11 protein-coding genes and 5 pseudogenes are annotated in these 15,028 nt (G+C 58.6%); 8 read left to right on the top strand and 8 right to left on the bottom strand.

What is annotated here, in order from left to right:
• Positions 1–381, bottom strand: a 381-nt coding sequence (locus RHIBR816_RS0133560) for a transposase (protein WP_018240960.1), incomplete at its 3' end; no start/stop codon positions are given.
• Between the two features lie 771 nt (positions 382–1,152).
• On the opposite strand from RHIBR816_RS0133560, the gene RHIBR816_RS0133555 reads away from it, so the two are divergent.
• The 3 genes and pseudogenes from RHIBR816_RS0133555 to RHIBR816_RS35230 all read left to right on the top strand — a co-directional run.
• Positions 1,153–1,587, top strand: coding sequence for a transposase (locus tag RHIBR816_RS0133555; protein ID WP_018240763.1), 435 nt, complete (start codon positions 1,153–1,155; stop codon positions 1,585–1,587).
• Entirely contained in the window at positions 1,584–1,937 is a 354-nt protein-coding gene (tnpB, locus tag RHIBR816_RS36995) for an IS66 family insertion sequence element accessory protein TnpB (protein ID WP_018240762.1), read from the top strand. The genes RHIBR816_RS0133555 and tnpB overlap by 4 nt, the downstream gene beginning before the upstream one ends.
• Before the next feature lie 45 nt (positions 1,938–1,982).
• Positions 1,983–3,332, top strand: a pseudogene (locus RHIBR816_RS35230) (IS66 family transposase); the annotation flags it as partial.
• 1 nt (position 3,333) lies between these two features.
• Here the strand turns inward: RHIBR816_RS35230 and RHIBR816_RS36990 are convergent.
• A pseudogene (locus tag RHIBR816_RS36990) lies at positions 3,334–3,627 on the bottom strand (recombinase family protein); the annotation flags it as partial.
• Complete coding sequence (locus RHIBR816_RS0133545; protein WP_018240897.1) at positions 3,614–3,793, bottom strand: hypothetical protein; 180 nt, start codon at positions 3,791–3,793, stop codon at positions 3,614–3,616. The gene RHIBR816_RS0133545 and the pseudogene RHIBR816_RS36990, both read right to left, overlap by 14 nt.
• A 306-nt stretch (positions 3,794–4,099) precedes the next feature.
• On the opposite strand from RHIBR816_RS0133545, the pseudogene RHIBR816_RS0133540 reads away from it, so the two are divergent.
• From RHIBR816_RS0133540 to RHIBR816_RS0133525, 3 genes and pseudogenes are all read left to right on the top strand, one after another.
• A pseudogene (locus RHIBR816_RS0133540) lies at positions 4,100–4,345 on the top strand (transposase domain-containing protein); the annotation flags it as partial.
• 124 nt (positions 4,346–4,469) lie between these two features.
• Positions 4,470–5,104: pseudogene (locus tag RHIBR816_RS35225) on the top strand (IS66 family transposase); the annotation flags it as partial.
• Between the two features lie 272 nt (positions 5,105–5,376).
• Entirely contained in the window at positions 5,377–6,804 is a 1,428-nt protein-coding gene (locus tag RHIBR816_RS0133525; RefSeq protein WP_026187730.1) for an amidase, read from the top strand.
• 635 nt (positions 6,805–7,439) lie between these two features.
• On the opposite strand, the gene RHIBR816_RS0133520 is transcribed toward RHIBR816_RS0133525, so the two are convergent.
• Both RHIBR816_RS0133520 and RHIBR816_RS0133515 read right to left on the bottom strand, forming a co-directional pair.
• Positions 7,440–8,942 carry a malonyl-CoA synthase gene (locus RHIBR816_RS0133520; RefSeq protein WP_052522791.1) on the bottom strand — a complete coding sequence of 501 codons (1,503 nt, stop codon included), beginning with the start codon at positions 8,940–8,942 and terminating at the stop codon, positions 7,440–7,442.
• Between the two features lie 313 nt (positions 8,943–9,255).
• Positions 9,256–9,915 (bottom strand): GntR family transcriptional regulator, encoded by a 660-nt coding sequence (locus RHIBR816_RS0133515; RefSeq protein WP_018240957.1) that lies wholly within the window; start codon positions 9,913–9,915, stop codon positions 9,256–9,258.
• 127 nt (positions 9,916–10,042) lie between these two features.
• Between RHIBR816_RS0133515 and RHIBR816_RS0133510 the strand changes: the two genes are divergently transcribed.
• Together RHIBR816_RS0133510 and RHIBR816_RS0133505 are read left to right on the top strand one after the other, a co-directional pair.
• On the top strand, positions 10,043–10,843 hold the full coding sequence (locus RHIBR816_RS0133510) for an enoyl-CoA hydratase/isomerase family protein (RefSeq protein WP_034817638.1): 801 nt from the start codon (positions 10,043–10,045) through the stop codon (positions 10,841–10,843).
• 19 nt (positions 10,844–10,862) lie between these two features.
• A complete protein-coding gene (locus tag RHIBR816_RS0133505) occupies positions 10,863–12,269 on the top strand; it encodes a M20 family metallopeptidase (RefSeq protein WP_018240955.1) in 1,407 nt (468 codons plus the stop codon).
• A 398-nt stretch (positions 12,270–12,667) separates the two neighbouring features.
• Here the strand turns inward: RHIBR816_RS0133505 and RHIBR816_RS0133495 are convergent, their stop codons facing one another.
• The 3 genes and pseudogenes from RHIBR816_RS0133495 to RHIBR816_RS36980 all read right to left on the bottom strand — a co-directional run bounded on the left by RHIBR816_RS0133495 (position 12,668) and on the right by RHIBR816_RS36980 (position 14,618).
• Positions 12,668–13,009, bottom strand: a complete 342-nt coding sequence (locus RHIBR816_RS0133495) for a hypothetical protein (protein ID WP_026187727.1) — start codon at positions 13,007–13,009, stop codon at positions 12,668–12,670.
• A 79-nt stretch (positions 13,010–13,088) separates the two neighbouring features.
• A pseudogene (locus tag RHIBR816_RS0133490) lies at positions 13,089–14,184 on the bottom strand (IS1595 family transposase).
• Between the two features lie 47 nt (positions 14,185–14,231).
• Positions 14,232–14,618: a M20/M25/M40 family metallo-hydrolase gene (locus RHIBR816_RS36980; RefSeq protein ID WP_026187725.1), complete on the bottom strand. Its 387-nt coding sequence runs from the start codon at positions 14,616–14,618 to the stop codon at positions 14,232–14,234.
• Positions 14,619–15,028 lie beyond the last annotated feature (410 nt).

Here is a 15,028-nt window from a genome sequence, read left to right as displayed (position 1 = left end):
CCCGCCGCCAAGCTCGATCTCGATGCGGCTCGTATCAACATCGGACCTGCTGTCGACGCTCTGCGCCTCAACCACTTCGTCCGAAATCGTCACCGGAACGAAAACCGGAACATCCAGTCCTCTACCGCCACGCCTGCCGACCGGCAGACCCGCAGCCTTCCGCCACTTGTTCAGGAGGCCGCGATTGACACCATACCGGCGCGCCACCCCCGAGATGTTCACACCGGGCTCGGCACATGCCAGCAGTATCTCGTCTTTCTCTTCCGGCAACCAGTCCCGTCGCCGACGTTCACCAGTGATCACTTCAACCCGGCGGTAGCTGTCCTGGTGCCTGGCTTCAAACCTGGCTCTGAGCATGGCACTATCGTTCTCGTCGTCCATCCAATCTGCCCTTCCAAATCAAAGGGCAGATCCTCAAGCCTCAAGCGAAACAAGAAAAGGTGGGGTGTTCGTGGCGCTCACATCCAATCCAACAAAAACGTCGCTATACTCTTCCACGGCTCGCCTCCTAAGTATGGGGCTCGGCTCCGGCCAATCCAGAGCAACCCCCGTTTCTACTTACTGCGGGGCGGGCCACCTTCAACTCAGGCGAACATACGGTCTAGTTACCTACTGAGAATGTCCCTCCGCAACCGGAAGAGACGATGACGCTCCCGCGATGTACGTACCCGTGCAGGCACCCGAGATAGATCATTCCATCCCGGTGCGGCGCCCGGCTGCATCGAAGAGGTCAAAGGCGAAAACCGCAGCCCATATCTCACCCTGCCGCGCAAACCGGGCAAACCGGCTTCGACGAACTGGACGCGCTCGAAACAAGGATGCGGATCCACCAGAGGCGGCCAATCTGCCGTTGTGGGCAGTCGCCGTACCCCGCCGCCGAGTTCGGTGATTACGAAGATCCATCGGTCCTCCATGGATCTATTGCGTAGTTCCATGCCTCTGACCTTGCTTCTCCGGTATAAAAAATGGCTGCCGCCGAACCATGTCGGACGACAGCCAAGTTGCCTTGGGAGGCATTGAGGGATCTGGGCAAAATTTGCACACGCCGATGATCCTTGTACAACGTATCCGTCCGAGCGAGACCGCCTATGAATATTGAGTAAAACTGTTCAGACCCTGTCCTTATTCCCATGCATAAGGACAGTTGCCAACATGGAGATTTTTGAAGGAGACAGCGGGTCTCGGGTGAGCCGTCTTGAGGTGATCAACACCGGTCGGCGGCGTCGCTTTACTGAGGATGAGAAGCTGCGGATTGTCGCAGAAAGCTTTGCGGGGAGAGGCCGTGCGTCGGCCACGGCTCGTGAGTACGGCATCAGCCGTTCCCTGTTGAACCGTTGGCGCAAATCGGTACGCCAGGGTTTGCACAGCCAGAAACAAACCGACGGTTTTGTGCCGGCGTTCGTGATGCCGGAAACTTTTGTGCCGGTGAAGCAGGTCACTCCACCTGCTGCGATGGAGCATCCGGTGGCATCTCCTTCCGGCCGCATGGAGATTGTTGCGGCGAATGGCCGTCGTGTGGTCGTGGACGGCAGCGTCGACGTTGAGGCGCTGCTGCGGATCATGCGGGGGCTGGAGACGTTGCGGTGATCACGCTTCCTTCCGGTCAAAATGTGCGGGTGTGGATTGCAACGGGCCATACCGACATGCGGTGTGGGTTTCCATCCCTTGCGTTGCGGGTGCAGGAGGTGCTGAAACTGAACCCTCTGGACGGCAATCTATTTGTGTTCCGCGGTCGCAGCGGATCGCTGATAAAAGTGATCTGGAGTGACGGCCAGGGGAGCTGCCTTTTTACAAAAAAGTTGGAGCGCGGCCGGTTCGTCTGGCCGTCTGCAGAAGGTGGCGCGATCGCGATATCGCCTGCGCAGCTTTCTTATTTGTTGTCCGGAATTGATTGGCGCCATCCGCAGGAAACCTTTCGTCCGACACGGGTCGGGTAGCATTATTGCATTGAAAATATTGGGTGAATCTGATCGAATGGCTTCATGATATCGAAGCCTGTGGATCTCCCTGCGGACCTCGCGAGCGCCTATCTGGCGCTGCTTTCCGAGCGTGAGATGCTGCAGGCTGAACGTGATGTCGTTGCCGCCGAGCGCGACACGGTCGTCGCCGAGCGGGACATCGCGGTGGCGCAGGCCGCCAATGTGCAGGCCATGCTGTCGGACAGTGAGGCGCTGATCGTCAGTCTGGAACTGGCGATCGAAAAGCTCCGGCGCGAACTGCGCGGTCAGAGATCCGAGCGCACGGCGCGTCTGATCGACCAGATGGAATTACAGCTCGAAGAACTCGTGATGGCCGCGACCGAGGATGAAGTGGCGGCCAAGGCTGCTGCCGCCAGAACGTCGAGTGTGCGTTCGTTCGCACGCAAACGGCCGGTGCGCAAACCCTGGCCGGAGGATGCCGAGCGCGAGCGCGTGGTGATCGATCCCCCGACCATCTGTGCTTGCTGCGGCGGCTCGCGCCTGTCGAAGCTGGGCGAGGATGTCAACGAGACACTGGAGGAGATACCGCGCCGCTTCAAGGTGATCGAGACGGTTCGGGAGAAATTTACCTGCCGCGATTGCGAGGCGATCAGCCAGGCGCCAGCACCGTTCCATGCGACGCCGCGCGGCTTCATTGGTCCGCATCTGCTGGCGACGATCGTCTTCGACAAATTTGGGATGCACAGTCCGCTGAACCGCCAGAGCACAAGGTTCAAATGTGAGGGCATAGACCTGTCGACCTCGACGCTGGCCGATCAGGTCGGATTTGGAACGGCGGCCCTCATGCCGGTCTACGACCTGATCGAGAAGCATGTCTTCGGGGCCGAGCGATTGCATGGTGACGACACGACCATCCCGATCCAGGCCAAGGGCAAATGCGTAACCGGGCGAATATGGAGCTACATCCGGGACGACCAGCCGTTCGGGGGAGCGGCTGCGCCGGCGGCGATCTATTATGCGTCGAGTGATCGGCGCGGCGAGCATCCGCAGAGGCACTTGGCCGCGTATGGCGGCATTCTACAGAGCGACTGCTACAATGGCTTCGAGCCGCTCGCTGTCGCCGCGACAAAGACGGTTCCGATCACCTTTGCCTTTTGCCATGCGCATGCGCGTCGGAAATTCTTTGCCCTGGCCGATATCCAGAAAAATGCTCGGGATCACAAGCGCAAAGGCAAGCCGATCTCGCCGATCGCATTGGAAGCCGTCAAGCGCTATGACGAGTTGTTCGAAATCGAGCGCCAGATCAACGGTTTGAGCGCTGAAGAACGACTGGCTGTGCGGCAACAGAAGAGCAAGCCGCTGTTCGATGAGATGCGCGAGTGGTTGACGAAGGAACGCGCCACGCTCAGCAGATGCGCGCGAGCCTCGACGCGTCGAAGCACAGGACGGCCCCGACCTTACCCGCGCAGAGCCAAGCGACCAGACGGTCGAAGCCGGGCCGCGCCACCGTTCCGCTCGCGGATCGCCCGAGATCGTCGTCTATGACCTCGATGTCGGCAAAGCCGTACTTGCGCGCGATGTCGACCAGATCATACTGGCGTCGCTGGCTTTCCAGATTGGTCATGACCTGGGACTGCGACGACTGGCGCACATAGACGACTGCCTTACGCTGGAGCACGGTCGCCGGGAGCAGATCAGCGCTTGTCATCGGCAAGCTCCTCGACCCGGATGCCGGCGGCTTGCATCAGGACTTGGGCAAGCGTCAAAACGACCTTCGCCCGGTCCGCTTCGTTCATCCCGTCCAGCCGGCGAGGTTCGAATATCAGGCTCATCTGTCTGCCCGAGGTCAGCGCGGGCGCGTCGTGCTGTTTCATCGACTTTCTCCCAAGCGATTCCATTATCGCGTTGGGAGTTTGGGGGAGCAGCGGCTACCGTGACCAGCCTCTTCAGATCGGACAATGCCAAGAGATCGACCTGTGGCGCGCCCAGCGTCATCCCGGCGCAAACCACCGGATCAAGCATCCAGGCAGCCATCGAAACTACGAGACCCGATGGACCTTGCACCTTAAAAAATTGGCCCGTCGCTCGATGCTCTACCCGCCGCACACTGACCTTGCGGCCAAAATAGGGATGCCAACGGTAATGAACCTCCAATTCCTGACCGACATGGGCAGAATGAACGGGCAATGGCTCTGGGAAGAAAGGCATGGCTATTCGCCGGTTCCCAGCGTGGGGCCGATCGTGCCGCCGTCATGCTGACCGTCATCACCACATGCCGCCTCAACGATGTCGACCCAAAGGCCTGGCTTGCCGATGTCTTCGCCCGCATCGCCGATCTGCCCGTCTCCCGCTTGCACGAACTGCTCCCATGGGAGTGGAAGAGACTGCGCCAGGCCGAAAAAGCCTCTCCTCAGATCACCGCTTGAATCTTATCCGCAGCATACATCAGCAATTGCCCGCGCACGCGACCCAGTTCCGCGGTTCCCGGCGTATGGATACAGCGCACCCGCACTCTGGCACATTTGATGCCGTCGGGGGGGCGTCCACTCCACCGCCTACGGTGGCTACTCGCACCTTGCTACGCCAGACCGCACGGGCGGCGATCCGTTGAAGCTGGCCTTCTGCTGGGCGCATGGCCGCAGAAAACTGATCAAGGCCAAGCCCAAGAAGGGGTCACCCATCGTCGACGAGGCACTGTTGCGCATCGCCGCCGTCTACAAGATCGAGGACAGCATCCGCGGTTGTGATCCCGATCATCGCCGGGCTGTCCGCCAGAACCTGTCCCGTCGCTGGTGGACGAGTTCTTCACCCGGTTGGCAGCTCAGGCCGCGCGCGTCTCACGCAAGTCCGACCTCGGCGAAGCTATGGCTTACATGCTGAAACGTCAGGATGGCTTCCGGCTGTTCCTGGACGACGGCCGCGTCGACATTGACTCCAACCTGGTCGAAAACGCGATCAGAAGCCCGGCCATGAACCGCCGCAATGCGCTCTTTGCCGGCCACGATGAAGGCGGCCGTAACTGGGCCCGTTTCGCTAGCCTGATCGGAAGCTGCAAGATGAACGGCGTTGAACCCTACGCCTACCTGCGCGATCTCTTCACCAGCCTCGCCAATGGCCACCTCGCCAAAGACATCGACGCCCTCATGCCCTGGGCCTATGCGCAACGGATCAGCGCCTCACAATGAGCTCGTCCGGGACTCCCCGACGAGCTCACAAAACCTTCCGCGAGCGATCGACATCACCGTTGCAACCGCAAAATCAATGGGGCGGAGACGCCGCATACGGAACGCTGATTTCCTGCGTTCATCGATCGTAATTAGCGCAAACCGCAAATTTGGCGCAGCTATGCTCACTCAGCGGGCACTGAGGGGGCCGGTGGCGGTGTTACTATTTTCAAATGGAAATCTCTGAGCGGTCTCTGTCTGTGGCCAGCGTACGAAAGAGTGGAGTAATCAAGGTGAGTCAGCAGGAATTGATCGGGGAAAGTGCGTGCGGAATCGTTGTGAAGCTAACAAGCGGTGAGGTGACGCCACTCGACCTGTTGGATGCCTTGGAAAAGCGGATCTCGGACGTCGATGGCAAAGTCAATGCTTTACCGATCCTATGCTTCGACCGTGCGCGAAAATCAGCAATGGAACTCATGAAAAAGCCCAGAGCCGACCGCGGGCTTTTGGCGGGGCTGCCGGTGCCGATCAAGGACCTCACGGACGTCTCTGGCGTGCGCAACACCTTTGGCTCACCGATATTCAGGGACAACATCCCGGTGTGCTCAGATATCTTGGTCGAGCGTCTGGAGGAAAATGGCGCATTGATCTATGCCAAATCGAACACGCCAGAATTCGGTTCCGGTGCGAATACCTTCAACAAGGTGTTCGGCGCGACACTGAATCCCTGGGATACATCATGCAGCGCCGCCGGGTCTTCCGGCGGTGCTGCAGTAGCGCTCGCCACTGGCATGGCATGGCTTGCACAGGGCTCAGATATGGGGGGCTCGTTGCGGAATCCGGCAAGCTTCTGCGGCGTAGTAGGTCTTCGGCCCAGCATTGGTCGGGTGGCACGTACGCCAAAGGGTAAGGTCGACGCTACGCTCGGCTTGACCGGACCGATGGCGCGCAATGTTGAAGATGTGGCTTTGATGCTAGATGCAATGAGCGGCCAACACCCGGGTGACCCGCTGTCGCTACCGAAGCTGACCAACTCGTTCCTTTCGGCCGCTCGCTCAGGCAAAAAGCCCAAACGCGTCGCCTATTCGCCTGATCTTGGGATCACGCCTGTTGATCCGCAAGTCGCTGCAATCACACGCGCGGCAGCAGGGCGATTTGCAGAAGCAGGCGCGATCGTTGAAGAAACGCATCCGGATTTTGGCGAAGCGCATGAGTGCTTCCATGTACTGCGAGCGTTAGACTACGTGGGCATGGAAGTGCTACTCCCGGAGCATCGCGAACTAATGAAACCAGAGGTCATCTGGAATATCGAGGAGGGTTTGAGGCTCACGGTTGCACAGGTCGAGAGGGCCGAGATGCAGCGCGCGGCTATGACTGCGCGTGCGGTGCAATTTTTCGAGACATACGATCTGCTCTTGACGCCCGCGACCATCGTCAAGCCGTTTCCTGTAGAAAATCGTTTTGTTAGCGAATGTGCCGGCAAAATCTTTGATAACTACGTTCAATGGGTCAGTATTGCCTATGCGATTACGTTAGCCTGTTGCCCAGCGCTGTCGTTGCCGTGCGGCTTCACTGAGTCCGGCCTTCCTGTTGGTTTGCAAATGGTGGCCTCGCCGGGTTGCGAGGCTCAGTTGCTTGCCGGCGCCAAAGTTCTGGAGGATGTTTTGGACGTGCGCCGGACCACACCTATCGATCCGCGGGGACCGAAATCTACTTGCTGAGGCGGTATCAGCTTCGCTCTCTTAGCGCGTGCATTTTGTTTGTCAGAGGGTTTCGTCGGAATATCTTGTTTCAGAGTTTCATGTATAGTGACCATCGTCAAACGGACGGAGCCACGAACGAAGCGCTCGAGTGGCGTTGACGGTCAGGTCCAGCAGGAAGGAGGCACATTATTCTGACGCGGTGGCGGCGTTCCAACCGCTGATGAGGTGCCGCGATCGCTGTGCGCCGAGGACGTGCCCGCCTATCGGCCTTCTGCTTGACGGGCGCACGCCCTCGGCGCACAGCGCTCTCCATCTTCATCGCTTCGCCGTCGTCAGCATCTCCACGCCCCCACGGGGTCTCGATCGGAAACGGTAACCGCCGTAACCAGAACGCCCTCAAGGCAAAGCAGCAGCTTAAGACATAGCAGGCGGCTGTTTCTACGGCATCAGTCGCCGCAGTTCAGCGAAGTGCCGGCTGCCCATCCATGCCAGCGCAGCACTGTACCGCGTTCGGGGCAGTGCTGTATTGATTGATTGGAGCATGCTAACCGAGCAAACCAGAGCGGAGCCCTAAATCATAGACCGAACCGATCGTCAAATTCGGCGAGCCTGCGATTCAGTAGTTCGAGGTGTCCACCTCACTTTGGCAGCCGCTAACTGTGGAGGCCCCGATATTGTCGGCGAAGTTCGGCTTTCTGCACCTTGCCCATAGCGTTGCGGGGCAATTCTGAAACAACGAGTATGTTTTTCGGCAGCTTGAATCTCGCAAGGCGAACTGCCAGCACTTTGAGCATGTCGGCCTGACTCATGGAGAAGTTCTTTTTGGTGACGACGACTGCTGTAACGGCCTCTCCGAAATCCGGGTGGGGAACGCCGAACACGGCGCTTTCGACAACACCGTCGAGGGAATCGATTTCCGTCTCCACCTCCTTTGGGTAGACGTTGAGCCCGCCGGATATGATGAGGTCTTTGCCGCGGCCAACGATACGCAGATATCCGCGCTCGTCCATGGTTCCCAGATCGCCCGTGATGAAGAAGCCATCGGGACGAAATTCTGTCGCTGTTTTCTCGGGCAATCGCCAGTATCCTTTAAACACATTGTCGCCCCTGACTTCAATCATCCCGATTTTGTCGCGTGGCACTTCACGGCCGTTCTCCTGATCAACCACTCGCACCTCCGTTCCTGGCAAGGCGATGCCAACAGTGCCGGCAATCCGGTCGCTCTCATAGGGATTTGATGCAATCATTCCGGTTTCCGTCATGCCGTACCGCTCAAGGATGGCGTGGCTGCTACGTTGCTTCCAAGCAACGTGAGTCTCGGCTAGCAGCGGAGCGGAACCAGATGTAAACAGGCGCATGTGGTGGACCAGAGCGGGCGTTAGACGTTCATCCGCCAGCAGGCGCGTATAAAAGGTTGGAATACCCATCATCGTCGTCGCCTTGGGCAAGGCTTGGAGCACTTTCTCGACTTCGAACTTGGGTAGGAAAATCATGCTGCCACCTGCAAGAAGGAGCACGTTGCAGGCGACGAAAAGCCCATGGGCATGGTAGATGGGCAGAGCGTGCAGCAGGACGTCGTCTTGAGTGAAGCGCCACATGTCCTTTAGAACACGAGCATTCGACCCGAGGTTGGCATGGCTCAGCATTGCCCCTTTGGGTCTGCCTGTCGTACCCGAGGTGTAGAGGATAGCTGCCAAGTCGTCGGGGGCTCGCGGTTCGACGTTGAATGTCGCCGTGCTAAGCCCATCAGCCAGCGAACCGTTCCCATCGCCGTCGAGCGTCAGGACAATTGGATCGACAGTCGCCACCGTACTCTTGATGACACACAAGTTCTCCGGGTCGCAGACGACCAATTTCGGTTGGGCATCGTCGATGAAGTAGCTGATTTCCTGCAATGTATATGCCGTGTTCACGGGGACGAAAACGGCCCCGCGTTGGAGGCATGCGAGAAAGAGAGCGAGGGCGAGGTGTGACTTCTCGACCTGAGCCACGATCCGGTCGCCGGGCGCTACACCTATGTCATCAAGATTGCGGGCAATCCGCCCGGCAAGCGTAGCCAGATCTTTGTAGGTTACACTGATACCATTCTGAAGGACGATAGCGACGCGTTCCGCTCGATCGGTCAGCCTAAAAGCGTCGAAGAGATTACTCACGATAGGTTCTCCAGCATCAAAGTGAACGGACTGCGCGGCCTCTCCGGCGGACGTGTTCTGCAGATGTTTTATCGCTAAAAAAAATATCAGAGGTTTAAATAAATGCAAGCGCGGGTGGGCGGACGTTCTGGGAGGTTTTGTTAAGTGGGAGAAAGCAGTACGACACCTGTCGGAGTCACGACGAGATCGAGTCGAACTCCTCCCCAAGCGCGCGTGTGAAGAGCGGCCGCTTTCAGAACAGTTCAGGCTTCACTTTGGCGCTAAGCGCGGGTCCTGCAGCCCCAGGCAGACACTCATCGCAGAAGATCGCCCTTCGTCAGGAGTGCTGTCTCATCTCGACAACCAAATCGGCGAACACGCGTCCGCCGACATTGAGGTGATCTTGCATGGCAGCCCCGGCCGCTTCACCGTCACCCTTCAAAATCGCATCGAGGATCTGGGCGTGGTCGGAAAACGATTGGCGGATGCGGCCTCGCTTCTGAAATGGGTACCTGCGATACACGCGCAAGCGACTGCGGATGTCCTTTACCATCGCCTCCAGATAGTCGTTGCACGCACCGCGGTAGATCAGTTCGTGAAACTCCGTGTTGACGGCGTCGTACTTCTCGAAATCTTCGTTCGGAACGTATGCCTCACTGCTGCGGTGGATATTCGCCAGGTCCTCGCGCATATCGACCGACATACGCGAGGCAGCGAGCTTAGCTGCCATACTTTCCAACTCGGTCATAACTTCAAACAACGAGATCACCTGCTCGACGCTTAGCCGTTTGACGATAGCACCCCGACGCTGACGAAGTTCAACCAGATCGAGCGAGGAAAGCTGAATGAGCGCCTCGCGCACAGGCGTTTTTGAAACGCCGAACTGTTCTGACAGCGGCCGTTCCTCCAACCGCGAGCCTGGCGGAAATATCCCTGACTCGATCTTATGGCGAATCCACTTAGCGATCTCTTCGGTGCGATACGGTTTCTTTTTCATCGAGCGAGACCCACGAGCAAGTGCATTCCTTCTTAGGAACACTCCTCGCCCTTCGCAATATGCTCCACGGCAAGTCTACATATTTTTCAGATTGACAGATATTTTTTTTAGTAGCAATAAAACAGTTATGATCGAAAATCCCTTATCAAGAACGTCGGGGCCACCTAGTTTAGCCGTGTCTCAAGGGGCGGCGCGGATCGAACTGAACCGGCCACAGGAACACAATCGGTTCGAGCCTGCCGACATTGAAACCATGTCGGAGCTGCTGGGAGGACTCGTGGGACAGAAGGGCGTGCGGGTACTTATTCTTACGGCTCGCGGACCCAGCTTCAGTTCCGGATTTGACCTCGGCACTCTATCCAGTCCTCGATCTGTGGAGTGCACCACCGCATTTGCGGTCATGTGTGATTTGATCGAAGCGTTGCCGTTTCCGACAGTCTGCGGCGTCAACGGCAGCGTCTACGGAGGAGCCACAGACTTGGCACTGGCGTGCGACTTCCGCATCGGAATTGAAAGCAGTGGTCTGCAGATGTCACCAACTCGACTAGGCATTCAATACTACTATTCCGGTCTCCGGCGATACGTGGAGCGGCTGGGCTTGTCTGAAGCAAAGCGACTGTTTCTGTTGGGCGAGCAGGTAGACACTGCAACGATGTTGCGGATCGGTTTTCTCCATGAGGTCTGTGCGCCCGACGAGTTCGAGGCTCGATTGAACGCCGTTGCTGGAATGCTCGCTCAGCGTTCTCCGACTTCGCTTCGTGGCCTCAAGGCGTCGCTTAATTCGATCTGTCGCGGTGACGCCAGTCCAAAAGCGATCAACAGAGAATTCTTCGAAAGTCTCTCGTCGCCCGATGCGCGGGAAGGATTGGCGGCGTGGTCCGAGCGCCGCTCTCCTAAATTCGCAGACTTATGCGACGTTGAACAATAAGGTAAAGGAGAGCCTCCCCATGAGCCGCGATGCTGCCATCGCCCGGGCTGAAAGTTATTTCGAGTCGGGCGGCTTCGAGAGGGATCTGACACGCCGCGTCGCAATGCCGACGGAAAGCCAGAATCCCGAACGCGCGCCCGTGCTTCACGACTATCTCGAGAAGGAGATGGTGCCGGCTCTAGCGGCGCTCGGCTTTGCTTGCCGCCTCCTCACGCACCCAATGGCGCCCTTCCCTTTCCTCTACGCCGAGCGCATCGAAGATCTCGCGTTTCCGACAATCTTCGGCTACGGCCATGGCGACGTCCAACGCGGCCTCGACGGCGACTGGAAGGATGAACTCTCCCCTTGGGTGCTCACGGAAATGGGCGAGCGCTGGTACGGCCGCGGCGTCGCCGATAACAAGGGCCAGCACACGATTAATATTGCGGCGCTGGAGGCCGTGATCGCGACGCGCGGCAGATTGGGCTTTAACGTAAAATATCTGATCGAGATGGGCGAGGAGGTGGGCTCACCCGGCCTGCGGGAGCTCTGCGAAATCCACAAGGAACTGTTTGCTGCGGACCTTCTGATCGCCTCGGATGGACCCCGCCTTAGCGCTGAACGGCCAACTGTCTTCCTCGGCTCGCGCGGCGGCCTGTCCTTCGACATGTCGATCACCGCTCGCGAGGGCGGACATCATTCCGGCAACTGGGGCGGACTTCTCTCCGATCCCGCCATCCAACTTGCTCACGCCATTTCCACGATCGTCTCTCCGACCGGCCAAATCCGCATACACGAATGGGTGCCAAATGAGCTGCCGGAGGTCGTGCGCCGCGTTCTCGCCGATTGCGAGATGGACGGCGGTCCGGACGGGCCGGCCATTGATCTTGACTGGGGCGAGCCTGGCCTCACGCCTGCCGAGCAGGTCTTCGGTTGGAGTTCATTCTATGTGCTTGCCATGAAGGCAGGCATCCCGGAAACGCCGGTCTACGCCGTGCCGCCGAACGCCTGGGCACGTTGCCAGCTATATTTCGTCGTTGGCGTCGATCCAAACACGGTGCTGCCGGCACTCCGCCGCCATCTAGTTCGACACGGATTGCCGATGGTGAAGGTCACCAAGAGCAGCGATGAGATCTTCCCCGCGACACGGCTCGATCCGGACGATCCTTGGGTGACGTGGGCGGTTGCCTCCATTGCTACTACGACTGGCAAGAAGCCGGCCATCCTGCCGAACATTGGAGGGTCGCTGCCGAATGACATCTTCTCCGCGGTCCTCGGCCTGCGCACCATATGGGTGCCGCATTCCTATCCGGGGTGCTCTCAACACGCCCCGAACGAGCACCTGCCGAAAATCCTGGTCCGCGAGGCGCTCCGCCTCATGGCCGGCTTCTACTGGGATATTGGCACCGGCCGGACGCCCGATTCGTGCGAGCATCGCGCCAGCTAGCTTCCGTTGTGAGGAGGGAGAGGAATTCCATGCGCTCGTGGAAGACCGTGGGGGCGAAGCTCTCGCAGATGAGCCTTTCTGTCCTCCCGCGATTTGGTGGTCAGCCGGACAAACTGTTCTACAAAAGGTCGTTCGCACGAAGTGCCCTTTTGTACGTGAGTACCGATTTGGGATGATCTCGGCCGCGAAGGCTACGCCCGGCGGCGGCTCTCCACGTCCCTCTTGGATAGGTTGGCCTGGCATTTGCTGCAACGTCCTTTAGTTGAATTAATACGAGCTATCCCTCTTCACGGCTCGTCGGCAGCATGGCGTCACGTTAACTTCCAAATCAGCTCCGGGGAAGGTCAAGCGCATCTCAGCTGCGAAACAACTTTTTACGTATGGATCGGCTGCGCTATTCATAAAGGTTGACCAGAGCGCAAGGAGCCAAGCTCATCTAGTAATGCAGCACCTGTGCGAATCCCGCTATAGAAACAGTCAAGTGTCAGATTTTCATTCGGCGCGTGGTTTGCTTCATCGTGGTTCGCGTAAGGCGTGTCGAAGGCAAGAATTCCGAGGATCTTGGAGAAGACGTAGTTGGGCAGGCTGCCAAACCCTGCTGGGATAAGTAGGGGCTCTTCCCCCTGCGCTGCAACAAAGGCGCGGCGCAGCGGCAGGGTGAAGTGCGAGGCAATAGGCGTCTTTGATGGGGCCATGTTCTCCATCGCGATGAACTTCACATCGGCGCGGCTCGATGCCATCGTGGAAGCCGGCGATGGTGATCTCGCCCGCCTCGTTCTTCATGGTACCGAGCAGGTGCACCAGCGTCCAGGGCCTTTATCAACCAAAGACAGCGACTGCTGATTTGACGATGATCCCACCATCCGGGCTTCTGCGCATTTGGCGGCCGGTAGCCACGCGAAAGACTTGCAGCAATTGCAGCGCCGGCGGCACCCGCGACCACAGGGTTTTCATGCGTTCCCTGCCATTTCGGCTTTTCCGCAGCGCCTGGCCCGTAACAATGCGCTGCGACCAGCGGAAGCCAATCTCGTGGAAATACAGGTCGGCATGCTGCGGGCTGATATGATGAAAGACGCCGGCAATTGTGCGACGGACACGGGAATTGAAACCTTCGACCGAATTGACATGAACGGCGTCCCGAACGTATTCGCGGCTGGAATGCTTCACGGTGTCATGGCTGGCATAGGTCTCGCCAAGGGCTATGAACGCTGTCGCCTCATCACTCATCAAGCAGGCATGAGGCTCGATCTGCGTTCCAGCGGCGCGCGCCGCTGCACGTAGCGACAGGCCAGTCACCACCGCAGCACGGGCGTCACCGGCCGGAGTGCCGGGTGTCACGTCATCTGGTCGCTGCACCATCACCATGACCGGTGTCTTCTGCGTGTTCGGCAGACCTTTTCGGCCCCGTCCAGGCGGTGGATCGTCCGGATTTATTCTCGGTCGCCCACCGAGATGAAAATGATCGATCTCCACCGTGCCATCGAGCATGTGCTCGCGCGCCGCCATGAGACGCAACGCGTGTCCCATCCGCCAGGCCGTGGGTTGGCTCACCCCCAGAGCCTCGGCCAGGCGCACCGAGGACAAACCCTTATCCGACTGCAGCATCAGCCACATGCCCTTCAGCCAGACACTCAAAGGAAGCTTTGTGGAATGCAGAGGCGTGTGTGTCGTCACCGTGAACTGGAACCGGCAATCGCCGTTGGAGCATTGATAGAGACCCGGACGCGCACGCCGCTTGCCCATATCGCGCCCGGCAATCGCGATCGAGCGTTTGTAACCACAGGCAGGGCAAACTCTCCCACCCGGCCACACCATGCTTTCCAGCAATCTCCGACACTGCTCCTCATCGCGAAAGGCCACGATCATATCTTCCGCGGTCCGAATGTTGGTAAGCGCTAAGCATCGTTTCCGCCATTCTCATCTCCTTCGGTCACGTCCGAAGAATCGCATGGCAACCCTTGGTTAGCAAGTATATTGCTGTCTTTCGTTGATAAAGGCCGCGTCCAGATTGGATTGGGCACCACGCCACCGAAGTTGAGCACAACTTGCATGGCGCGGGCCATCGGCAGTGGCAGCAAGATCAGCTTTTAGGTTATCCTTGTTGGTACGCACGAAATCGGCGATGTGGGTGCTGCCGATCTCCTCCTCGCCTTCCAACAACAAGATGACGTTGATGGCAACGCGCCATGAACTTTCAAGTGAGATTCTATTGCCAGTATCTGCGCAAAATGCTGCTGCAAAATGCTGCCCCTTGTTGTCGCCAGCTCCACGCGCATAGACTCGCCCGTCACGGATGATGGGGTCGAAGGGAGGCGAAAGCCATTTGTCGAGTGGGTCGGGCGGCTGCACGTCATAGTGCCATAGAGCAGCACGGTCGGCTTTCCCGGCGCCTTTTCCCAGCGTGCCACCACCATGGGGTGCCCTGCCGTCGGTACTAGGCCGGCCTCCAGCCCCATCCCGTTGAGCATCCCCACAAGCAACGCGCCGACCTCGGCGATGCCGACATTCTCGGCACTGATGCTGGGATGGCGGAGATACTCAATCAGACGGTCGAGGTAAGAGGCGCGGTTCGCGTCAATATGTTTCAAAACTGCGCTCAACGCACAGGGAAGTCATGACTTTGCTATTTTTAGATGCATGGGGCGAACTCCGCTATCCGCCCCAGCTGCATGACCGCAACCGACGCGATACCGGACCCAAGGACTAAATTTCATGTCAGTGATCATTGGCGTGTGATGTGATATCGATTGTCCTATCCG

Source organism: Ensifer sp. BR816, from assembly GCF_000378985.1.
Classification (GTDB): domain Bacteria; phylum Pseudomonadota; class Alphaproteobacteria; order Rhizobiales; family Rhizobiaceae; genus Sinorhizobium.
Note: the sequence above shows the minus strand (reverse complement) of the source record. Positions and strands in the feature narration are given on the sequence as shown.

Excerpts from the sequence above, each read along its gene's own strand:
- RHIBR816_RS0133510 (WP_034817638.1), top strand. The coding sequence starts at position 10,043 with ATGATCGAAAATCCCTTATCAAGAACGTCGGGGCCACCTAGTTTAGCC.
- RHIBR816_RS0133555 (WP_018240763.1), top strand. The coding sequence starts at position 1,153 with ATGGAGATTTTTGAAGGAGACAGCGGGTCTCGGGTGAGCCGTCTTGAG.
- RHIBR816_RS0133505 (WP_018240955.1), top strand. The coding sequence starts at position 10,863 with ATGAGCCGCGATGCTGCCATCGCCCGGGCTGAAAGTTATTTCGAGTCG.
- RHIBR816_RS0133545 (WP_018240897.1), bottom strand. The coding sequence starts at position 3,793 with ATGAAACAGCACGACGCGCCCGCGCTGACCTCGGGCAGACAGATGAGC.
- RHIBR816_RS0133515 (WP_018240957.1), bottom strand. The coding sequence starts at position 9,915 with ATGAAAAAGAAACCGTATCGCACCGAAGAGATCGCTAAGTGGATTCGC.
- RHIBR816_RS0133495 (WP_026187727.1), bottom strand. The coding sequence starts at position 13,009 with ATGGCATCGAGCCGCGCCGATGTGAAGTTCATCGCGATGGAGAACATG.